Genomic DNA, 22,804 nt, shown 5'->3' on the forward strand with positions numbered 1-22,804 from the left:
TTTGTTTGCTTTTTTAGTGTTGATAAATGTCCACATTACTATCTAATATGCCACTTTCATTTTTTAAAGTAATGGTTCCCGCATTCGGATGAATCACTAGCTGTAAATGCCCTGTTAAAAACATTTGGTCATACGTCGAAGTATAGACGTGAAAAGAATCATTAGCAATTGTTTCGGTATAAGGCGCTTCTGCTTGATCAACAGGAACGATAATGAAACGATCGCCAATCATACAACAACCTTCTGCGGAAGAATAAGGATTAGAGCCGTCATTTGCTACCAACAAGAAGGTGTTCGTTTCAGTTAAGAAAGGGGCTAAACGTTGTTTTACTTCTTCAGAAATAGTCAGAGACATTTGCCTCACTCCTTTAAATAGTATGTAAAAGGAAGAGGGTAGCTTGTCGCTATGCCGCTCTTCAAAGGTTTTGTTATTTGCTTGTTTCTTTACTGCTTTTTTTGAAAAGAGCAATAGAAAAGGCGACAACTAAGACAACTGTTGCAGCTAAAACAAATGGATTTTTTGTTGCTGATGTGAACCCTAGGACTGTTGAACCAATCGCACCTACGTAAGATAAAATAATCGCTGCTTTCTTTGGTGTTGAAAGTTCTGTAAAGCTATCGCGGAAGGCGACACCTAAACCTAAAGCGCCAATAAAGGCAAACATCCCAAAAATAATGTGTAAAAAGACCATGAATTTCACCTCCAACAGTCAGTATAGAGAGAAATGGCTAGTTTGTAAACTAATTGAGCTTACTTGTGTTATTTATCACTTGATAAATGTCTTTGCCAATGCAAAAAAACAACGTACGATCAATCGGCAGTACGTTGTTTTTTAGTTTAATATAATTAGGAAGCAGAAGCCTTATTTTGCTGGATTTTTTTGATCGATTCTTCTGTTGGCGTCACATATAACGTTCGTTGGTTTTCATAAATCACATAACCTGGTTTTGCTCCATTGGGTTTATGCACATGTTTTACTTGGACATAGTCAACAGGCACTTGTGAAGAAAGTCGATATTTTGAAAAATAAGCTGCTAGAAGTGCGGCTTCAGTAAGGGTTTCTTCGCTAGGATGTGCGTCACGAATAATTACATGAGATCCAGGAATATCTTTGGCATGGAGCCAATAATCAGTTTTTTTAGCGGTTCGTAAAGTCAATTGATCATTTTGCAAATTGTTTTTTCCAACGAGAATAGGTGTGCCATCTGTAGCATAAAAAAGATCGGGTTGGCTTTTTTTCGGCTGTTTTTGTTTTTTATTTTTTTTACGTTTTAAATAGCCTTGTTCAATCAGTTCTTCACGAATCACTTCAATGTCCATTGGTGTTGCAATTTCAAGTTGTGCCACAACTGACTCTAAATAAGAAATTTCTTGTTGCGTTTGCTGAATTTGTGTCTTAACAACTCGGACAGCATTTTTCAATTTTTGATATTTTTGAAAATATTTTTGTGCATTTTGATTAGGTGAAAGTGCAGGATTTAGCGAGATACGCAACGGTGCATTTTCTTCATAATAATTTGGTAATTCCACCTCGGTGGCTCCTTTTGGGACTTGTGCCATGAAGGTTGTTAATAGTTCTCCGTCGCGACGGTAATTTTCAGCGTTTTCTGTATCGGCTAAGGTTTGTTGTAATTTTTTAAGTTTCTTTTGATTTCTTTTTAGTTCATTTTCAATTTTGCGAATTAGTTCGCCGCCTTGTTGTTTGACACGGTCTTTCTCTGCTTTACCAGAATAAAAGGCATCTAGTAATTCACTGAGTGTCGGATACGTTGTTTGTTCACCAACTAATGATTGATAAGGAATGGGCGTAAAATATTCTTTTTTTTCAGTGACGGTTAATGTCGGTACAACAGCTTCAGTGACTGAGGACCAAAATTCCGTCCAGATGGCCATTTTTTCATTTGGTTGTGCAAGTAAACGGGCACTTAATTCGTCTGCTGTATCTTTGCCTAGACCTTGGAAATGTTGTTGTAAATAGCGTCCGTTTAATTCAGGAGCTGTAGAAAGAAGCGCAAAGACTTCTTCTTTTGAGGCCGTGAGCGGATTAAGTCCCATTGGTTTTGGCGGTTCAATATAAGTTGCTCCAGGAAGCAACGAACGATAACTATTTTGGCTCATTCCAATGTGTTTTATCGCATCTAAGATTTTTCCAGAAGATTGGTTAACTAAAACGATTGTACTGTGACGTCCCATTAATTCAACAATCAAAACAATATTTTGTAAGTCACCTAGTTCATCTCTTTTTGAAAAGGTGAAGTGAATCACGCGATCATTTTCTATTTGTTGAATCGTTTCTAAAATGGCACCGTCCAGAAATTTTCGTAACATCATCACAAAATTAGGAGGTGTTTCCGGATTGCTATAGGTAATTGTAGATAGTTGTATGCGCGCATAACTAGGATGTGCTGATAATAATAATTTATGGTTTTTACCTTTCGCACGAATGACTAAAACGACTTCGTTTTCATAAGGCTGATGGATTTTTGAAATCCGGCCACTTACGAGTGTTTCTGTCAACTCATGAACCATGCTATGAGTAAATACGCCATCAAATGACATAATAAATCCCTCGTTTCTTTCCGACTAATAGCTTTATTATAGCGGAGTTTTTGAATTTAAGAAAGAAGCTTGTTAAAAAGGAGTTGGGTTTTCCTTAGAAAGCTGGGGAAGTTTGCTGGTTTTTTTAGTAATTAAAGCGCAAGGGTAGGCAAGAAAGAAAATGATTAGTATAATAGATAAGAACTAAAAGCGAGGAGCGATTAGAAGTTGAATAATTTTATGGAAGAACTAAAAGAGGCACTTTATGAATTAAGACAAAGAAAACTGTTAATGATTACCGCTATTGTAGCATTAGTATTAATAATTGGCTCAATCATTTTTATTCCAACGATGCAAAAAAATATTCGAGCTGCTCAAGTTGAATCGTTAGTCGCAGGACCCATCAAATCAGAGAAAGTCAGTGTCTTAGATTACAAAACAGCAGACAAGAAAATCCAAGAAACAGGAGCCATGTCAGTCATGTTTGCTAAACCGTCTGGCAAGCAATACGATCAAATGGTGAAGCTGTTTAATTCAGATAAAATGAATGAATTTCATCGTTCGCTGTATATCTATCCGTTAATTTATAATGCTGGCAAAGCACAAGAGCAATACAATGTTAGCGGCGATGAGATCACGCTTGTTTTCTTTGAAAATGGCAAAGAAAAGACACGGACGGTTGTCGAAAAATCTATGGATTTAAAAACACAATTAATACCAGAATTAAATCGATTACCAATGGCTGGCGTTTTGAAAGACCAGCAAAAAGCGGCGCAAGAAGCTGAAAAAGAAGCAGCGAAGACCGCTGAAACACAGACGACGGGCGTTGCTCAATCTACTGAAACGACGACAGAAAGCACTGATACAGTACCAGAAACTGGTGAATAATAGCTAGCTATGTTAAACTTAGATTGTAGAAAGTTTTAAGGAATTAGAAAGAGGGGATTTTCGATGGCATTAGTAATTTCAATGACGATTTTAGTAAGTTTATGGCTGATTCAATCGCAAAAACAAGCAGTTAAAGTTCCCGTGAAAATTGAAAGAAACCGAAACAATTAAGTGGTAAATATGCTGAAATAAAGAAAAACGAGCCTCTCATAAGAGTGGCTCGTTTTTTAGAAGTAAAAGAAATGCAAGAAAATAAAAACTTTTTCTTGACGAACAAAATCAATATAGTGTAGACTACCTTTAACAACATAACTAGGAGGGAAAATACATGACACAATTATCTAACGTAAAAGAAATGCACCAATCATGGCAAAACTGGCGTAGATAGTTGTATGTATGATTCTTTCATAGATACAACTTTAGAAGACTTATTCTAAAAAGTGTATCTATGCTGGTTATATTCAAGAAGAAAAAACGACCACATAGAGGACCCGTCTATGTGGTTTTTGTTTTGCATAAAAACAACGACCACTCCTAAACACTTAGGATAAGTCGTTGTTTTTTTGCTACGAATCACTACGATTGGCACGAAGTGACAGAGTAGATGATGAGTAGCACAAGGTGAACGAAGAGAACGTTGTCCCATTCGTACAATCACTACGATTGGTACGAAGTGACAGAGTAGATGCAGGCTGCGTATACTCGCCGCAGTTTGGCCTTTAAGAGTGATGAGTAGCACAAGGTGAACGAAGAGAACGTTGTCCCAATCGTAGAAAAAGTGCTCCTGCGATTCTCACCAAAGGTGCGATTCTCGTCGCAGTTAAATCCTGACAATCACTACGATTGGCACAAAGTGACAGAGTAGATGCAGGCTGCGCATACTCGCCGCAGTTTGACCTTCAAGAGTGATGAGTAGTACAAGGTGAACGAAGAGAACGTTGTCCCATTCGTAGAAAAAGTGCTCTTGCGATTCTCACCAAAGTTGCGATCCTCGTCGCAGTTAAATCCTGACATTTGTAAAAAAGTGTTCCTAGGATTTTGACTAAGTAGAGGATTACGAATCTCAGTTTCACTTTCAACGGAAGAAACGCCCTATAGATAATGGTTTTATTATTAAAAAGAAAAAGTTGCCAAACAAAAGGGCAGTTAGGAGAATGCAAAATGAAAAATAAACGTTTAACGTTTGTCGTGTCTTTATTAGCTATTTATTTAATTGGTGCTTTTTTTGTGAATCAAAAAGTGACGAATTCAAAGAAAGAAACCGTTACTGTAGGGGTTTTGCAGTTTGTCAGTCACCCCGCATTGGACGAAATTTATAAAGGTGTCGAAGAAGGGTTAAAGGAAAATGGCTATGACAAAGGCAAAAACTTAGAAATTATTTTTCAAAATGGTCAAGCCGACCAGAGTAAGTTAGCAATCATGAGTCAACAATTAGTACAAAAAAAGGCAGACGTTTTAATTGGTATCGCCACGCCAGCTGCGCAAGCGTTAGCCAACACTACCCAAGAAATCCCAATCATTTTAGGCGCCATTACGGACCCTGTTAGTGCAGGATTGGTGAAAGACAATCAAAAGCCAGGCGGTAAAATCACGGGTGTTAGTGATCAATCTCCTTTGTCAGCCCAGATGGATTTACTAAAAGAATTGATACCAGCTGCCAAAAAAATAGGTATTCTCTATGCTTCCTCAGAAGAAAACTCTCGATACCAAGTAGCTGAAGCGCAGAAAGCAGCTGAAGCCAAAGGATTGACAGTGAAAACATATGCTGTGCCATCAAGTAATGAAATAGCACAAACGGTTCAAGTGATGACTAAGGAAACAGATGTGATTTATATACCAACTGATAATACGATTGCTAATGCTATGCAAACGGTAGTCGGAGAAGCAAATCGAACCAAGACGCCGATTATTCCTTCGGTGGATACAATGGTAGAACAAGGCGGTTTAGCAACTGTTGGGATTAATCAACATGCGTTGGGGGTACAAGCCGGCAAAATGGCAGCAGAGGTTCTGTCTGGAAAAAGTCAACCAGCAACTACACCCATTTATACCTTTAATACAGGCGACACAATTATCAATGAAAAACAAGCTCAAAAGTTAGGAATTACGATTCCCGCAGAGTTAGCAAAAAAATCGAAATTGATTAACTAATTATCAAAGAAAGTAGGAGAAGCGATGATTGTTTCAGCAATTGGACAAGGAATGTTATGGGCCTTGTTAGGACTAGGTATCTTTATGACTTATCGTATTTTAAATTTTCCAGATATGACCACAGAAGGTTCATTTCCGTTAGGAGGGGCGGTTTGTGTAACTGCCATTACAACAGGGGTTTCACCATTTGTAGCGACTCTTTTAGGGGTCGGAGCAGGAATGATTGCCGGTTTAGTGACTGGTTTACTATTTACAAAAGGAAAAATTCCAATTATTTTAGCAGGAATTTTAGTGATGTCTGGTTTAAATTCCGTGATTTTATTTGTGATGAAATCGCCAAATAAGTCTTTATTAAACCAACCGAAGATTCAAGATGTTTTTCAAAAAATGGCCTTACCCGATTATTATGATACTATTTTTTTAGGGATTAGTGTTTTGGCTGTGGTAATGATTTTACTGTTATTTTTCTTTAATACTAGTTTAGGACAAGCCTATATTGCGACAGGTGACAATGAAGAAATGGCTCGCTCGATTGGCATTCAAACGGATCGCATGAAAATTTTAGGATTGGTTTTATCGAATGGCTTGATTGGCTTATCTGGCGCTTTGATTGCCCAAAATGATGGATATGCGGATGTAAGTAAAGGAACAGGTGTCATTGTGATTGGCTTGGCTTCACTCATTATTGGTGAAGTACTGTTTGGAGAATTAACGTTTGGTGAACGGCTGATGGCGATTGTTGTAGGGAGTATTATTTATCAACTATTGATTTTATTAGTGATTAAATTAGGCTTTGATACGACGTATTTGAAAATCTTCTCAGCAGTGATTTTAGCAATCTGTTTAATGATCCCACAATTGAAAAAAGCATTACGACTACACGGCTTTTCTGATAAGGGGGGAACGAAATGAAACCAGTTGTTGAATTAAAAAATGCGACAAAAATCATTGATAATGGGATGAATGAAAAAAAAGTGATTTTGGATCATGTGAACTTAGCCATTTATCCTGGGGACTTCATTACTGTTTTAGGTGGAAATGGCGCAGGCAAGAGTACGCTGTTCAATAGTTTAGCAGGAACTTTGACACTAACAGAAGGACAATTTTTAATTGAAGGAGTCAATCGCACCAATTTTTCTGAAGTCAAACGGGCCAAATCTCTAGCGCGTGTTTTTCAAGATCCTAAAATGGGGACAGCACCAAGAATGACTGTGGCAGAAAATTTATTGCTTGCCATGAAACGCGGACAAAAACGTCCCTTAACATTACGGAAGATAAATGAGCAACGCGCCTTGTTTACAAAAATCTGTCAAGAAGTTGGCAATGGCTTGGAAAATCATCTGGATACACCGACAGGTAACCTTTCTGGCGGTCAACGCCAAGCCTTAAGTTTATTAATGGCCACTATCACAAAACCAGAATTATTACTTTTAGATGAACATACTGCTGCCTTAGATCCCAAAACATCCAAGCAGTTGATGCACTTAACGGAACAACGGATTGAAGAAGGGAACTTAACTTGTTTGATGATTACCCATCGAATGGAAGATGCTTTACGATATGGCAATCGTTTAATTGTTTTACAAAAAGGTAAAATTGTTCAAGATTTAAACGCTGCTGAAAAAGCACAATTAACGCTACAAGATTTGTTGCTGTTCTTTGAAGAAGTAGAATAAAAAAACAAGCTCAGAAAATGAGCTTGTTTTTTTATTTTTTGACCAATCGGAAGAGTCGCTTGGGGAAAAAACGTTTGACAATTCGTTCCAGTAACGAGGTCACCATAAAGCCCGCTGCGATAGCTGCAGCAGTAAAGACAACTTTTAAAATCAACTGCAACCCGTCATCAATATTTCCTAACAAAATGCTCCGAACTGCTTGATAGGCAGGGCCTCCTGGTACTAAAGGAACCAAACTCGGAATGTAAAAAATAATCATCGGCATTTTTTTGTAACGGGAAAAAAAGATACTAGCGATCCCTAACCCGACCGTTCCTAAAAAGTTTGCAAAGGTTTGACTAGCATCAAAAGTTTGCGTTAAGACATAATAAATCATCCAGCCTGTCATGCCAGTAATGCCACAAGCCACCAGTGCTTTACGAGGAATGTTCGTGATAATACCAAACGTCACAGTCGCTAAAAAACTAAAGAGAAGATGAAAAATTAGTTCCATTTGAACACTCCTTACATAAATAATTTAAAAATCAAGGCAATCCCTAGGCCAACAGACCCAGCAATAAAAATAGCTTCTGTTCCTCGCGCCGTCCCGCTGATGAGGTGGCCCGCTAAAATGTCGCGAAAAGAGTTCGTAATCGCCACACCTGGAACTAACGGCATTACCGCACCAATAATAATATTATCGATGTTGACTGCTAAGCGAAAATGCACAGCCAAATAGGCCAACAAACCAATGACAAAAGCGGCTGCGAATGAATCGAGGTAAGGAACTTGGAATAACTTTTGGGTAAAAAGATAACTGGCATACCCAATCACGCCAACAAAAAAAGTTGCAATAAAATCTTGCCAAGTGCCACCAAAAATGTACATTAACGTACAACTAACAATTCCGGCTGCTAACAAGCGTAACGAAATTGAAAAAGTGGGGGTATCCGTTTCTAATAGAGTTAAGCGCTGATAAAGCTCTGGTAGAGTAATCTCTTTTTGCGCAAATTCTCTTGATAATTGATTGACAAGGCTAACTTTTTCCAAATTAATCGAGCGCTGGGGGATGTTTTCTAATTGCGTATAATTACTGGAACGAAAGCCTACGAAAATCCCTGTAGCCGTCGTATAACAAACGCTCTCTGGCTCGCCAGCATTTGCAGCAATCCGAGTAATCGTATCTTCGGTTCTATATACTTCAGATCCGCTTTCCAGCATAATTTTTCCAGCTAAAATGCATGTATCAATAATTAATTGTTTTCTTTTTTCGCTATTAACCAAAGGAATGGCTCCTTTCATTTCGAGTTCACTTTTAGTGTATCATTTTTTTTAAGAACTGTACGCAATTTAAAACAGAGATAGAAAAAAAGTGTGATTTTTTACAAAAATGAAACGAATCTTAAGAATAAATGAAAACAAATAAGGAATTAGTAAAAATTATGGGTTAGTTGTAAGAATCTAGGATCTTTCCTTGCATTTTAGTAGGAAACATCCTATCCTAAACATAGAAAAACAAAGGGGTCAATAAAAATGGACAACCAATGGTTACTCTACGGAATTAGCAGTGTCGTATTAATTATTTTAATCAGAAGAACAATCCTATCAGGAAACATCGTATTAAGTTGTTTGTTGGGAGCGATTTTGCTGATTCAAGTAGTGGGAGTAGCTCTCTGTGCTCAGCAGAAAAAGAAAAATGAACATACAAAAGAACTACCTTCTTCTAAAGTACATCAATAGAAGAAGGTAGTTTTCTCTTATAGTAAATCAAATTTTTTCAAGCCATTAACAATGCCATTCTCAGTATTTTTAGTTGAAATAAAGGTGGCTTTTTCTTTTAGTTCTTCTCGCGCATTACCCATGGCAATTCCATAATCACAGGCCTCAAACAGCGCCAAATCATTGATGCCATCACCAAAGGCATAAGTGGGAATGCCGTTTAATCCCAAGGTGTTAAAAAGATTTTTGACACCAGAGCCTTTAGAGACCCCTTTACGAACAATATCAATTGAAAAAGGACCATTGCGATAAAAGGTTAATTCAGGAAATCGCTCATAGTAATATTCATCATCATCGCCATGTTGACTTAAGACCAACATCATGTTGACGGCATCATTCTCATAACCTGTGGGATCAATTTCTGGAACAGCTGAATGAATATAGTCATAGGCTTGTTTCACTGTGCCAGTATGCCCTGTACAAAAAATACGGCGCTCATTGTAAAAAGCCAATTCATGACCACGCTGTTTGACATGTTCATGCAGTGAAACACATTCCTCTGTTGTAAATTCATCTGAATAAATCGTTTTTCCTTCATAATGAATAAATTGCCCGTTCATTACAATCGCTGAGTCAATGCCACTGGCTTTCATAATTGGCTGAATCTCACACAAGGTCCGTCCTGTCGCAATTAAAGGTAAAATTTGATTGTCTTTCAAGGCCGCCACTGCTGCGGTAATCTCAGGAGTAATTTGCGATGTTCCATCTAACAAAGTTCCATCTAAATCAAAAAAAGTAATAGCTTTCATTTTATCCATACCCTAACATCCTCTCTACGCTTGTTATTTTAACAAACTTTTCTGAAAAGACAATGGGTTCCCTTCGTTTTCTTTAAAAGAGCAGGAAAAAAAGTGATTTTTGATGGTTCTGTAAAGGATTTTTGAAGAAATATAGAATCGGTTGGTACAAATTCAATTTTAGAGTATACTACAATAGAGCAGTTTTATGAAAAGTGAATAAGGAGTGAATGAAATGAATATATTAATGATTGAAGACAATGAGTCCGTCTCAGAAATGATGCAAATGTTTTTCTTAAATGAGGGGTGGGAAGCTACCTTTAAAGATGATGGCAAAGAAGGATTGGCGACTTTTCTTGCTTCGCCAGAAAAATGGGACATGATTACGTTAGACTTAAACTTACCTAGTATGGATGGGATGGCTGTTTGTCGTGAAATTCGCAAAGTTTCAGCCAATGTTCCCATTATTATGTTGACCGCTCGTGATTCTGAAAGTGACCAAGTAATTGGCCTTGAAATGGGTGCGGATGATTATGTGACAAAACCATTTAGTCCATTAACTTTGATTGCACGGATGAAAGCTCTACATCGTCGTGCCGAGGTGGCAGAGGCTGCGCATGATACGTCTGAGAATACAGATGAAACGTTTGATGTGATTACGGATCATTTTAAAATGAATACGAAAACACGAGAAACATATTTAGATAATCAATTAATTGAAGGCCTAACACCTAAAGAATTTGATTTGCTATACACTTTAGCAAAAAAACCACGCCAAGTCTTTTCACGCGAACAACTACTAGAATTGGTTTGGGACTATCAATACTTTGGCGATGAACGGACAGTTGATGCCCATATCAAAAAATTACGACAAAAAATTGAAAAAGTGGGTCCTCAAGTCATCCAAACGGTTTGGGGCGTAGGGTATAAATTCGACGATTCAGGTGTTGCTTAATGAAGTATTTGTATCAACAATTACTTGCTTTTATAGGTGTGATTGCTCTGATTATTCTCATTGTTGGAACGTCTTTCACACAATTGACCAAGCGCACAATGCAAGCTAACAACTATGATCAATTATATGGTTATGCAGAATCAGTCATAGAAACAAGGGGATTTTTCACCAATATAGCCGGAGTATCAGAACGAAATGCATTTGCTTATTCATTACAGTTAACTGAGCAAGTGTTACAAAAGCAAGATGTACAATTTGTATTTATTAAAAAGAATCGAGAAGTTCTATACCCAACAATTGATAGCACGAAAAAGTTAGACTTTTCTTTAATTGATAAAAATTGGGATCAAATTATGAAAGGTAACTACGTTTATGCAACAGAAAACGTTGATATTTATGGGGAAAAGAATACCTCAGCCTACGTGATGCTGCCTGTATTTGATAAAAATACTAAAACTCTGCTTGGAGCAATGGTGATTACACAACCTGCCAAAAACGTTGACCGAAGTGTCCAGTCCGTGACACAAAACTTGATTAAAGGCTTTATTTTTTCTGGTGTGATTGCCTTGTTACTAAGTTATCTATTTGCGACTTTCCAAGTGAAACGAATTAATCGGATGCGTAAAGCCACCAAAGAAATTACTAGTGGAAATTTTGATATTCAATTACCGGTCCATGACAAAGATGAATTTGATGACCTAGCAGAAGATTTTAATAAAATGGCCGCGTCTTTAAAAGAATCACAAGAAGAAATCAATCGGCAAGAAGAGCGCCGTCGTCAATTTATGGCGGATGCCTCTCATGAAATGCGGACGCCTTTAACAACTATTAATGGCTTGTTAGAGGGATTGCAGTATAATGCTATTCCTGAAAATCAAAAAGAGAATGCGATTAAACTGATGCAAAATGAGACCGCTCGCTTGATTCGCTTAGTCAATGAAAATCTTGATTATGAAAAAATTCGGACCAACCAGATTCAAATTGTTGTGAAGAAGTTCAACGGAACAGAAGCTTTAGAAAATATTGTGACTCAACTAACGGCCAAAGCTGAAGCCGCCGGTAATCAATTGTATTTAGACACCACCGAACCAATTGATGTGTATGCCGATTATGATCGTTTCGTTCAAGTAGTTGTCAATATTGTTCAAAATGCCATCCAATTTACTGAAAATGGCGAAATTCATATTGCTTTAGAAAAAGGCTATTTAGAAACCATTGTCCGTATTTCTGATACAGGAATCGGCATGACGGAAGAGCAAATTCTGAATATCTGGGATCGTTATTACAAAGTAGATCCATCCCGTAAAAATACGAAATATGGAGAATCAGGATTAGGCTTACCAATCGTTCAACAATTGGTCCGCTTGCATAAAGGAAAAATCAATGTTGAAAGTGAACCTGGTAAAGGCACCACATTTATTATTTCATTTCCTGATGTTGAAATCACTGAAAACTAAAGAAAACGTCTGGTCACAATCAGTGCCAGACGTTTTTTTAGTTTAATAACGCATGTAGAGACAGGGGGTGCACATAGGGACTATCAATAATTTGTGGATCTTTTGTCAGAAATAGCAAGCGCTTGTTTCTTTTTTGAACTGCTATTTTTAATTGAGGTAAAATTTCTTGACGTTGTCCAATCGTTAATGAAGAAAAGATGTCATCAATCACTAACGTACTTGTTTTTGAAAACAAAAGTTGTATTATGCGCATTTTAATTTTTTCAAAAGTCGTAAAAGAAGTAAAGGAACGACCAAGTAAGGCAGGTTCTAATTGGAACACCTGGAAAGCTTCGGCTAGAACTACTTTTCGATCCCGTTCTTTGATCGTACTAGCGATAAATAAATTTTCTTCTAATGGCAAGTAGGGCAGAAAGGTTTCACTAGAAGAAAGCCTAGTAATGGTTAATTGGTTTGTTTGGAAAAAATCGGCCAATGCGAGTTCTTGTTCTGGAGCAGAATAAATGATTCCATAAACTTCTCGCAAAGCTAACGCGTCGAATGAGGATTTTTTTTCGGTTGTTTTTTTGAATGATGGTGTGACATTCATAGAAAATCCCTCCCTTATTTCTGATGTGTACGTAAATAAATCAACGTGAAAGGAGTCCCACAAACAAGAGGAATACCAAGCAAGATTAAGCAGTTAACAAAGCAGTTACGGATTGTATAAAGTGACTGCATACTTTTAAAATCAAAAGAAAACGCTTGGATCGTTTGAATCCCTAAATGCTGGATATTTGTAATCGTGACATCCTGGTCGGTACTTTTAGCTAAAAATGCTGGAGGTTCCAAATGAGACCACTGTAAAATGGCATCACGAGCAGCCCAAAGAACAGTATTATACGTTTCTTGAAACATTAAAGTGAAAAGTAAAAAACTGAAAATTCCTAATAGAGCCGGTAAACATAACTCTAGTAAGAGCTGTTTGGTGACATACATATTTGAAAAGTGCATGTGATACCATGTATGTATTTCTTCCTTTTTTATGCGTAATGTCACATACATCAACAGAAGAAAAGTAACACCAAAGAAAATGACACTACCTAGATAGAGGTGCCAATAGTATTGAATCAGTTGGTAATGGTAACTAGTTTGTTTTTCAATATCGACAAAGTCTGGCATCGTTCGTAAAAACTCTTTTTCAAAATCAATTAAGTTAAACAGCCCAGTCAATAAGAAAGAGAACAGGAAGAAGAAGAGTGCAGTGATTAACGTGATTTTTTTATGATAAAAACTACTAGCTGTAGCGTAACGGACACTTCTCATCAACTTTCACCTCTCTAAACTATCTTTAGTATAGTGAAATAATATGAATTAATTATGAAAAAGTAGCAAAAAAGCTTGAGCAAATTGCTCAAGCTTTTGAAGATTTATTTACCAGTTTTTTGATAGCCTTGATAACTGTCAGTGTGATATTCATCAACGGTTGATTTATTATTGTTTTTACTGTAAACACTCGTTGATTTTTCACCTTTTTCTTTTTCAATTGCTTCCAGTTGTTGCAATTGGTTCTTGTAATCATAGTCTTCTGGGTTAACTGGTTTTAAGCCGCTATTGGTATAGAAACGAAGCAAGTCGCCGTTAGTAATTTGGTCAGACGTTTCTAATTGTTTCGTCGCTTTGGCTTTTAAATCAGCGACTTCTTTCTTAACTTCTTCGGTTGGCTCTGTAATTAAAGTGCCTGTTTTAGTATCGTAAATGCTAGAACCTAAAATAGTATATTTAGGTGTTACAACATTGCCGTTGCGGAAAGCAACGATTTGATTGTGTTGTTTAGAGAATAAATCTTGGCCTAACTGAATGTAGTTTTTCGTATCGACACCAAGCAAGTGTAGAAGGGTTGGTAAGGCATCAACTTGGCCGCCATACGTATGGTTCACACCGCCATTTTCTTGACCAGGAACGTGAATCATATAAGGAACACGTTGCATATTGGCGTTGTCAAAATCGTTCCAATCTGCTTTGGTTTTACCTACTAACTCTGCTAAGTTTTGGTTTCTTGAATTAGAAACCCCATAGTGATCGCCATAAAGAACAATGACTGAGTTTTCATAGAGACCTGAAGATTTCAAGTAGTTAAAGAATTCTTCGACCGCTTTATCTAAATAATTCGCTGTTGCAAAGTAACCATTAATTGTTTCGTCAGAGGTTTTTGCAATTGGGAATCCTGCTTCATCGTTTGTAAATTGAGAATAAGGATAATGATTGGATACAGCAATAAATTTAGAATAGAACGGTTGTTGTAAATGTTCTAAATATTGAACGGATTGATTAAAGAATGGTTTATCGTGTAACCCATATTGGAATGAGTTATCTGAATTAACATCATAATAACTAGCATCAAAGAAATAGTCATAGCCTAAACGTTTATAGGTTTCATTCCGATTCCAGAAGTTACCGGCATTTCCGTGGAAAGCAGCGCTAGTGTAACCTTGCGTTTGTTTTAAAATATCGGGTGCTGCTTCAAACGTATTTTTCCCACCAACTTGTGTAAAGAGTGAACCTTGGTCTAAACCAAATAGTGAATTTTCAAGTAACGTTTCGGCATCACTTGTTTTTCCTTGACCAACTTGGTGGAAGAAGTTATCAAAGCTAAAGGTACTTTTACTATTGTAAAGACTATTGATAAATGGTGTGACTTCGTGTTCTACGCCATTTTCATCTTTTAATTTGTAATTAACTAAAAATTGTTGGAAACTTTCTAAATGGATATAAATTACATTTTTGCCTTTTGCAATACCAAACTTACTATCATCGGGTGCCGCATATTGTTGTTTCACGTAATCTTCAACTTGTTTCATATCGTTAGCACTAGCTTCGGCACGGACTTGGTTTGTTTGGTAAGTTGTAATGCCATCGTACACGGTAAAGGCATTTAAGCCTAAGAATTTCACGATATAGTCACGAGAGAATTGACGTCCTAATAATTGGGGACGTTCTGTTTCAGCCATAAATAGATTGAATAAGAAAAAGACAACAGAAAGGAGTGTGACAGAGACTGCTACACGTGCGCGGACTGGACGCGCATCTGTTTTAATTTTTTTCGTTAATAATAATACGCCAATAATAATGAAGTCTAAGAAATAAATGACGTCATAAGGTCTAAAGAGACGTAAGGCACTTTCGCCAAGACCGCTAGCTACTTTGCCAGCACCAAGCATCGTATTAACTGTGATGAAGTCAGTAAATTCTCGATAATACACGACATTTGAGAAGAGCAGTAAACTCATCAAGAAGTAAATAATCATCATTGTAATATAAGAAGCTTTTTTACGGCGAACATACAAAGCGATGGCTAATAAAAAGACCGTTGTGGCAATTGGATTAATTAAGAGTATGAAATACTCGTTAATATTTTCCAAACGTAAATGGAAATCAACGGCGTACGCAAAGAGGTTTTTTAGCCACAGTAAGATGGCGATTAGCGAGAATAACCCCAGTCGCGTGTTCAAAATATTTGTTTTAAATAATTTTTTCAAAATAAACGTCCTTTCTAAACGATGATTCTATAAAAGTAAAATTAGGTAAATTTCGTATTTTACAATATCGCTTTAATTTTACTCTTTCACAAATTTTATGTCAATTCTTACCGAAGTGAGGAATGGTGATGTTAAAGAAAACTTACTATTTCCTTAAACTTTTTAGTTCGTTAAATGACGTGAAGCTTGAATCCTTTAAAGACAGATGGGCCTTTTTTTGCTATACTAGATAGGACTTTGAAAAGTAGGTGTACAGAATGAAACTTCAAGTAACTAAAAAAGCAGAACATAAATTTAAAAAAGGATATCCTTTAATTCAGAAAGAAGATTTGCAACAAGTGCCAGCGCAGTTACCAACAGATTGGCTTACTTTGATTGATAGTAAAGGCCAGCGCTTAGCTGAAGGATATTTAGGCGAACAAAATAAAGGAATTGGTTGGTTGCTGTCATGGCATGGACCAATTAATCAATCTTTTTTTCAACAACTCTTTGAAATAAGTCGTGAGAAGCGGACGTCTTTTGAAAAGGATTCGCTGACAACCGCTTATCGATTATTTAATGGAGAAGGAGATGGCATTGGGGGTCTAATCATCGATCGCTATGCAGATTACGCCGTTTTTTCATGGTATAATGAAACCCTTTATCAGAAAAAAGCCGAACTTTTGACGGCGTTTCGCACAGTTTATCCTGACATTATTGGTGCCTACGAAAAGATTCGCTTTTCCACAAAAAATTTACCCGAATCACAGTTTTTGTATGGCGAACAAGCACCCGAGCCATTACTTGTCACTGAAAATGGCGTTCAATTTGCTACCTATTTAAACGAAGGATTAATGACAGGCATCTTTTTAGATCAAAAAGAAGTTCGTGGTCGATTAGTAGATGGTTTTGCAGTAGGTAAAACAGTCTTAAATATGTTTAGTTATACAGGTGCTTTTTCAGTAGCTGCCGCTATGGGAGGTGCCGTGGCCACCACTAGTGTGGATTTAGCTAAACGAAGCTTACCGAAAACGACTGAGCAATTTGAAGTCAATCATTTAAATCTTGCCCCGCAAAAGATTATTGTCATGGATGTTTTTGACTACTTTAAATATGCTTCACGTAAAGGCTTGAGCTATGACATGATCATTTTGGATCCGCCAAGTTTTGCTCGTAACAAAAAGAAAGTTTTTTCCGTTGCTAAAAATTATGGGGAGCTAGTGAAAGATTCTATTGATATTTTAACGGATAAGGGAACGCTTATTGCCTCAACCAATGCGGCAAATTTATCCTTAGCCAAATATCAAAAAATGGTAATGACTGCCTTGCAAGAGAAAAATGTTCGTTACAAGATTACGGACACGTATCAATTACCAGCAGACTTTCAAGTGAATCCTAATTTTCCAGAGGGGAACTACTTAAAAGTCCTGTTTATCGAAATTGAAAAATAATTTTTTACACCAAGCAAAAGTCCCAGCGCCGCTAATCGGCATTGGGACTTTTGCTTGGTGTTTATTTTATAGTAACTTTTGGGCTTTTTGGGTGTTTGCAAAATGCAGCTTCGCGTAGTTCGCTAATAAGTCTAGGCCGCCTTTTTTCAAAATACGGGCGGCTACTTGGTCTGATTTGCTGCCAGCACCAGAGGGCACAGAGAAACCCAATTCTGCAGATTCTTTGTCTAACTCTTCTAAAAAAGCAGCGCGGCTAATAATAGAGGCGGCAGCAACGGCAACATGATACTGCTCTCCTTTAGTGACGAAGAACAATTTTTCAGTGACTTGATTTTTTTCATTACGAACATATTTCCGATAGTTATTTTCAGGGGTGAATTGGTCAATCAAAATCCCTTCTGGCTTTGTGGGAGCCAACTCTTGTAGCAACAGATAAATCGCTTGGTTATGCAAAGCGACTTTCATGTGTACAGCATTGTAGTTTGGTTGGATCTCATTGTATTTTTTTGGTTCAACGATTAATAACTTGTAAGGAATCAGTTCTTTAATGACATGTGACAATTGAATAATTTGTGGGTCGGTTAATTCTTTGGAATCACGAACACCCAATGCTTTTAGTTTGCTAATCATGCTTTTGTCAACATAGGCAGCACAGACAGTTACAGGACCAAAATAGCTGCCATTACCAACTTCATCGGAACCTATCACAGACCAGTTGCCAAAATCAGCAGGCAGTGTAGTAGTCTGGGCAGAAACTTTTTTCTGTGGTGTGGTACTCGTTCCTTCCCAACGAGCGGCCTCTTTTTCAGCTTGAGGTCCCTGAAACATGACTTTACCTGATTGATAAGCAGTGATGGTAGTGGTGCCAACCTTGGCCACAAAGACAGTATAAGGGACCGTTTTATTTAAACGATTGGGTTGATAAACAGTGGTCATCTCTGCTAATGTTTTTTTACTAACTTTAATTACGTGATTCTGTGCCATCAATTGTTCCTCATTTCTTGATATTTCTTCTTTACTATAGTAAAGGAAAAACAAGTAAATGAAAAGGTTTTGCGTTAGCTTGTTCCTGAAAATGACAATGTTTAGGAAATGTATAATTTTTTTCTATAGTTGGACGCTAGTTGTTATCTAAATTTTTATTCAGTGCTATACTGTGGGAGAGAAGGAGACGATGAAAGAGTCGACTAGAACAAGGGGTGATGTGTTTGAGAAGAAAAAAAGAAATGCAAGAAAATGAACCAATAGCAGTGACTGCTAACGCGGAACGCTATTATCCAGAAGATAAACAAGGCTTGACGGCCGCAAAAGTTGAAGAAAGACAGCGAAAAGGCTTAGTCAATGCTGCCGTCGATACAGAGTTTATCACAACGAAACAGATTGTTATTAATAACGTATTTACGTATTTCAACTTAATTTTTGTGGTACTAGGTGTGTTATTAATGCTGGTACAATCTTATAAAAATATGACCTTTTTGCCAGTAGTAATCATTAATACGGTCATTGGAATTTACCAAGAAATTAAGTCGAAGAAAGTATTAGATAGCTTAAATATTCTAAACGCTACAAAAGTAACCGTTGTGAGGGATGGTCAAGAACAAGAAATTTCGCCAGATGAACTGGTTTTGGACGATGTGGTGCTCTTTAAATCGGGTGAACAGATTTCTGGGGATGCAATTGTCTTATCTGGTGAAGTCCGTGTGAATGAATCCTTGTTAACTGGGGAATCTGATGAGATTACCAAAGTAGCAGATAGCCAACTTTTGTCAGGTAGCTTTATTGTGTCAGGTTCTTGTTATGCAAGAATTGATAAAATTGGCGCTGAGGCCTATGTTCATCAATTAACGCTTGAAGCGAAATCAATTAAAAAAGGGGAACAATCAGAGATGGTCGGTTCCATTAACCGTTTGGTGAAATGGGTAGGGATTATTATTATTCCAATCGGCTGTGTTCTATTTTTCCAAAGTTATTTCATCAACCATCAAGGGCTTCATGACAGCATTGTCTCCATGGAAGCTGCCTTGATTGGGATGATTCCAGAAGGGTTGTACCTTTTAACAACCGTTGCATTAGCTGCCAGCACAATGCGCTTAGCGAAGCGCGGCGTTTTATTGCACAACATGAAAAGTATCGAATCCTTAGCACGTGTCGATGTGTTATGTGTAGATAAAACAGGAACAATTACTGAAAACACGATGGAAGTCCAAGAGTTGGTTCCTGTGGTGAGTATCGAAAATGATGGTACAGACTTAACCAATGTCGAAAAATTAATTGGCGATTTTTGTCGAACAATGTCAGCTGACAACGATACGATGAAAGCGATGAAAGAATTTTTTGTTACTAATAATCAGAGGGAAGCTGTTAGCTATACCTCGTTTTCGTCTGTCGAAAAATTTAGTAGCGTGACTTTCCCGGAAGCGACGTATATTCTTGGGGCGCCAGAGATGATTTTGAGAGACAATTATGAAATGTATCAATCTGAAGTGGAACATTATACAAGTCAAGGCTATCGCTTATTGGTGTTCGGAAAGTATTTAGGAGAATTTCAGGAAACGTTGGCAGCAGAGGTTCAACCTCTAGGCTACATTCTTCTTTGGAATCCGATTCGTAAAGAAGCCAAAGCAACTTTTGAATATTTCGCTGAACAAAATGTGGCCATTAAGGTCATTTCTGGCGATAATCCTTTAACAGTATCCAATGTAGCACAAGCGGCAGGCATTATTGGTGCTGAAAATTATGTGGACGCGCGAACATTAACTACAATGGAAGCCCAGACAGAAGCTTTAGAAAAATACACCGTTTTTGGTCGTGTCACGCCAGAACAAAAGAAACAATTTGTACTATTGTTGAAAAAATTAGATCATACAGTGGCGATGACAGGGGATGGAGTCAATGATATTTTAGCCATGAAAGAAGCAGATTGTAGTATTGCCATGGCTTCAGGAAATCAAGCTACAGCACAAGCCTCGCAAGTTGTGTTGTTGGATTCTGATTTTTCAACGATGCCGGAGGTTGTCTTTGAAGGCCGCCAAGTAGTTAATAACATTGAACGTTCTTCAAGTTTATTCCTTGTAAAAAATATTTTCTCCTTGCTGATGTCTGTCTTTGCTATGATTTTTGCCGTGACATATCCTTTACAACCGACACAAGTCACATTGATTAGTTTATTTACAATTGGTATTCCTTCGACATTTCTAGCTTTGGAACCAAATCATCGTCGCATTGAAGGGAAATTTCTTTTCAATGTGTTATCAAAAGCAATTCCTGGTGGGTTAACGGATATGTTAGTAGTCGGTGCTTTACTAATTTGTGGTGATATTCTTGCACTTCAAAAAACGGACATTTCAACGACTGCAACATTGTTGCTAGTTTCAGTCGGCTTTATGGTTCTTTATAAAATTAGTTCACCAATGAATCGTTACCGCAAGCGCGTAATGATTGGCTGTTTAATCGGAATGGTTATTACAAGTATTTCCATGAAAAACTTGTTCTCGTTAACTTCGGTATCGCCAACAGCCTTGTTACTTTTAGCCATTCTTTTCTTTGCAGCAGACTCAACTTTCCAACATTTATCAACCATTTCTGAAAAAGTTCAATTATGGTTTTATAAGAAAAGACATTAGGAGCAAAACACCGAGCCAAAATTATTTTGGTTCGGTGTTTTTTGTTTTTTATCGTTGGGAAAAATAAAAACACTTGCACCTAGTTAATCCTTGATAGTATAAACCTAACCAATTATTTTAGATAGGAAGGATTGAATAAAAATGAAAAAAAGAAGTTTTGTCTATTGGGGAATGTTTTTCATTCTTTTGTCGACGCTGATAACGCCTTTTCTGAAACTTGAAACAGGATATGCGCAAACGGAACCAACTAGTACCAGTGAAACCAATCAAATTTCTGCTACGCCAAACGTAATACCGCGTAAACAAGTGGGCAACATTGTGACAGCGATTCAACTAACGGACAAAGAGGGGAACCCACTTGGGACCATTAATCAATATACAGACATCTACCTCCGAATTGAGTTCAACTTACCGGATAATACCGTTAATAGTGGGGATACGAGTGTGATCACTTTACCCGAAGAGCTACGTCTCGAGAAAAATATGACCTTTAATGTAGTAGATGATACAGGTGCTGTGGTTGCAATCGCACAGACCGATGTAGCAAATAAAACGGTCACGTTAACGTATACAGATTACGTAGAAAACCATGCCAATATTAGTGGGTCTTTATATTTTACAAGTTTGATTGATTTCGAAAATGTCGAAAATGAATCCAAGATTCCTATTTACGTCACGGTGGAAGGGGAAAAAATATTTGCTGGCGATCTTGATTACCAAGGTGAAGGCGATGATGTTAACGAAAAATTTAGCAAGTATTCGTGGTTTATCGAAGACGATCCAACCGAAATTTACAATGTACTACGGATTAATCCAACAGGGCAAACGTATACTGATTTAGAAGTGGAAGATGTGCTAAAAACAGCAAGTTTAAGTTATATCAAAGACACTATGAAAATTGAACGAGGACAATGGACACTGGATGGAAATGCTATTTGGCAGTTCACGTCAGAGGAAGATATAACTGGTCAGTTGTCTGTCCAGTATGGTCCTGGTGACCGCAATTTTTCGGTGCATTTTGGCAATATTGGGACTAATGAATATCGTATCACCTATAAAACCAAAATCGATCATCTTCCCGAAAAAGGTGAAACCTTCACAAATTATGCAAAATTAACAGAAAATCAAACGGTGGTGGAAGAAGTCGAAGTGAGTCGTGTCTCACAAACGGGTGGTGGAGAAGCCAATGGTGAGCAATATGTTGTTGAAATTCATAAAGAAGATGAAGCGGGACAGCGTTTAGCAGGTGCAGAGTTTGAACTCATTCGTAACTCAACCAATCAAACAGTGGCCAAAATCACAACAGATCAAAACGGAACAGCGATTGTTAAAGGCTTGTTAAAAGATAACTATACTTTAGTAGAAACCAAAGCACCTATCGGTTACCAACTTTCGCAAAACAAGATTTCAATAACACCTGAAGACTTTGGTAAAAACTTAGTTGCACTGAAAACTGTTGTGAATCATAAGATTTCATATCAACCAGTCTCTGCTTCATTTTTAGCTGGAAAAGTTCTTTTAGGAAAACCACTAAAGGATGCTGAATTTCAATTTGAATTGTTAGATGAGAAAGGTACAGTACTAGAAACGGTTAGTAACGATACTTTAGGGAAAATTCAATTTTCACCATTAACCTTTGAAACTCCTGGAAACTATCAATACACCATTCGGGAAGTAAACACGCAACAGGCAGGTGTTTCCTACGATACGCACAACCTTCAAGTTCAAGTAACCGTCGAGGCGCTTTTAGGAAATCTTGTGGCGACTACTCAGTATGATGGAGGTCAAGTATTTACTAATCACTATACGCCAGAAAAACCTATAGAAAGTACCACACCACCAACGAGTGGGACAACAGATACTACCACGAATTCAACCACAGAAACTACTTCAATAACCATTGAAAAACAGGCGATTCGTAATAAGGAATTGCCAAAAACAGGAGAAACAAAAGAAAACGCGTTTCTTTTCTTAGGTAGCCTTCTTTTGATTCAAGGATTATTTATCTATTTTAAAACGAAAAAATAATCGCTTAGATAGTTTCAGTAATCGAGACAAAATGTGCAAATTTC

At 37.4% G+C, this 22,804-nt stretch carries 20 protein-coding genes; 10 read left to right on the top strand and 10 right to left on the bottom strand.

What is annotated here, in order from left to right; genetic code table 11:
• Positions 1-13: 13 nt before the first annotated feature.
• From IGM09_RS05130 to efbA, 3 genes are all read right to left on the bottom strand, one after another.
• Positions 14-355, bottom strand: a complete 342-nt coding sequence (locus tag IGM09_RS05130; protein ID WP_002391631.1) for an iron-sulfur cluster biosynthesis family protein — start codon at positions 353-355, stop codon at positions 14-16.
• 73 nt (positions 356-428) lie between these two features.
• Positions 429-692: a hypothetical protein gene (locus IGM09_RS05135; protein WP_002381957.1), complete on the bottom strand. Its 264-nt coding sequence runs from the start codon at positions 690-692 to the stop codon at positions 429-431.
• 155 nt (positions 693-847) lie between these two features.
• On the bottom strand, positions 848-2,560 hold the full coding sequence (gene efbA, locus IGM09_RS05140) for a fibronectin-binding protein EfbA (RefSeq protein ID WP_002407011.1): 1,713 nt from the start codon (positions 2,558-2,560) through the stop codon (positions 848-850).
• A gap of 219 nt (positions 2,561-2,779) precedes the next feature.
• Between efbA and IGM09_RS05145 the strand changes: the two genes are divergently transcribed.
• The 4 genes from IGM09_RS05145 to IGM09_RS05160 all read left to right on the top strand — a co-directional run bounded on the left by IGM09_RS05145 (position 2,780) and on the right by IGM09_RS05160 (position 7,254).
• Positions 2,780-3,427 carry a hypothetical protein gene (locus IGM09_RS05145; RefSeq protein ID WP_033625281.1) on the top strand — a complete coding sequence of 216 codons (648 nt, stop codon included), beginning with the start codon at positions 2,780-2,782 and terminating at the stop codon, positions 3,425-3,427.
• 1,161 nt (positions 3,428-4,588) lie between these two features.
• Positions 4,589-5,578, top strand: a complete 990-nt coding sequence (gene trpX / locus IGM09_RS05150; RefSeq protein WP_080270531.1) for a tryptophan ABC transporter substrate-binding protein — start codon at positions 4,589-4,591, stop codon at positions 5,576-5,578.
• A gap of 24 nt (positions 5,579-5,602) precedes the next feature.
• Positions 5,603-6,490 (top strand): ABC transporter permease, encoded by an 888-nt coding sequence (locus tag IGM09_RS05155; protein ID WP_010713483.1) that lies wholly within the window; start codon positions 5,603-5,605, stop codon positions 6,488-6,490.
• Positions 6,487-7,254, top strand: a complete 768-nt coding sequence (locus IGM09_RS05160; RefSeq protein ID WP_113826044.1) for an ABC transporter ATP-binding protein — start codon at positions 6,487-6,489, stop codon at positions 7,252-7,254. The genes IGM09_RS05155 and IGM09_RS05160 overlap by 4 nt, the downstream gene beginning before the upstream one ends.
• Positions 7,255-7,285: 31 nt before the next feature.
• Here the strand turns inward: IGM09_RS05160 and IGM09_RS05165 are convergent, their stop codons facing one another.
• Together IGM09_RS05165 and IGM09_RS05170 are read right to left on the bottom strand one after the other, a co-directional pair.
• Positions 7,286-7,747, bottom strand: coding sequence for a threonine/serine exporter family protein (locus IGM09_RS05165; RefSeq protein ID WP_002357877.1), 462 nt, complete (start codon positions 7,745-7,747; stop codon positions 7,286-7,288).
• 11 nt (positions 7,748-7,758) lie between these two features.
• Positions 7,759-8,535: a threonine/serine exporter family protein gene (locus IGM09_RS05170; RefSeq protein WP_002404495.1), complete on the bottom strand. Its 777-nt coding sequence runs from the start codon at positions 8,533-8,535 to the stop codon at positions 7,759-7,761.
• A gap of 231 nt (positions 8,536-8,766) precedes the next feature.
• On the opposite strand from IGM09_RS05170, the gene IGM09_RS05175 reads away from it, so the two are divergent.
• A complete protein-coding gene (locus IGM09_RS05175; protein WP_002357875.1) occupies positions 8,767-8,973 on the top strand; it encodes a hypothetical protein in 207 nt (68 codons plus the stop codon).
• A gap of 17 nt (positions 8,974-8,990) precedes the next feature.
• Here the strand turns inward: IGM09_RS05175 and IGM09_RS05180 are convergent, their stop codons facing one another.
• Entirely contained in the window at positions 8,991-9,770 is a 780-nt protein-coding gene (locus IGM09_RS05180; protein ID WP_002363786.1) for a Cof-type HAD-IIB family hydrolase, read from the bottom strand.
• Positions 9,771-9,984: 214 nt separating this feature from the next.
• On the opposite strand from IGM09_RS05180, the gene IGM09_RS05185 reads away from it, so the two are divergent.
• Both IGM09_RS05185 and IGM09_RS05190 read left to right on the top strand, forming a co-directional pair.
• Complete coding sequence (locus tag IGM09_RS05185; protein WP_002381953.1) at positions 9,985-10,704, top strand: response regulator transcription factor; 720 nt, start codon at positions 9,985-9,987, stop codon at positions 10,702-10,704.
• Complete coding sequence (locus IGM09_RS05190) at positions 10,704-12,161, top strand: sensor histidine kinase (protein ID WP_010713482.1); 1,458 nt, start codon at positions 10,704-10,706, stop codon at positions 12,159-12,161. Before IGM09_RS05185 ends, IGM09_RS05190 begins: the two co-directional genes overlap by 1 nt.
• A gap of 37 nt (positions 12,162-12,198) precedes the next feature.
• Here IGM09_RS05190 and IGM09_RS05195 read toward each other — a convergent pair whose 3' ends face one another.
• The 3 genes from IGM09_RS05195 to IGM09_RS05205 form a co-directional block, all read right to left on the bottom strand.
• Complete coding sequence (locus IGM09_RS05195) at positions 12,199-12,750, bottom strand: hypothetical protein (protein ID WP_010713481.1); 552 nt, start codon at positions 12,748-12,750, stop codon at positions 12,199-12,201.
• A 14-nt stretch (positions 12,751-12,764) separates the two neighbouring features.
• Positions 12,765-13,466 (bottom strand): hypothetical protein, encoded by a 702-nt coding sequence (locus IGM09_RS05200; protein ID WP_033624925.1) that lies wholly within the window; start codon positions 13,464-13,466, stop codon positions 12,765-12,767.
• Positions 13,467-13,570: 104 nt separating this feature from the next.
• Complete coding sequence (locus IGM09_RS05205; RefSeq protein WP_002357869.1) at positions 13,571-15,679, bottom strand: LTA synthase family protein; 2,109 nt, start codon at positions 15,677-15,679, stop codon at positions 13,571-13,573.
• 257 nt (positions 15,680-15,936) lie between these two features.
• On the opposite strand from IGM09_RS05205, the gene IGM09_RS05210 reads away from it, so the two are divergent.
• The gene (locus tag IGM09_RS05210) at positions 15,937-17,109 is read left to right on the top strand and encodes a class I SAM-dependent rRNA methyltransferase (protein ID WP_033624926.1); all 1,173 of its coding nucleotides are present in this window, start codon (positions 15,937-15,939) and stop codon (positions 17,107-17,109) included.
• Between the two features lie 66 nt (positions 17,110-17,175).
• Here the strand turns inward: IGM09_RS05210 and rnhC are convergent, their stop codons facing one another.
• Positions 17,176-18,093: a ribonuclease HIII gene (gene rnhC / locus IGM09_RS05215; protein WP_002382224.1), complete on the bottom strand. Its 918-nt coding sequence runs from the start codon at positions 18,091-18,093 to the stop codon at positions 17,176-17,178.
• 218 nt (positions 18,094-18,311) lie between these two features.
• On the opposite strand from rnhC, the gene IGM09_RS05220 reads away from it, so the two are divergent.
• A complete protein-coding gene (locus IGM09_RS05220; protein ID WP_033624927.1) occupies positions 18,312-20,732 on the top strand; it encodes a cation-translocating P-type ATPase in 2,421 nt (806 codons plus the stop codon).
• 141 nt (positions 20,733-20,873) lie between these two features.
• Positions 20,874-22,760, top strand: a complete 1,887-nt coding sequence (locus tag IGM09_RS05225; protein WP_033624929.1) for an Ig-like domain-containing protein — start codon at positions 20,874-20,876, stop codon at positions 22,758-22,760.
• Positions 22,761-22,804: the final 44 nt, after the last annotated feature.

Source organism: Enterococcus sp. DIV0167 (assembly GCF_050541555.1).
GTDB classification, from domain to species: Bacteria; Bacillota; Bacilli; order Lactobacillales; family Enterococcaceae; genus Enterococcus; species Enterococcus faecalis.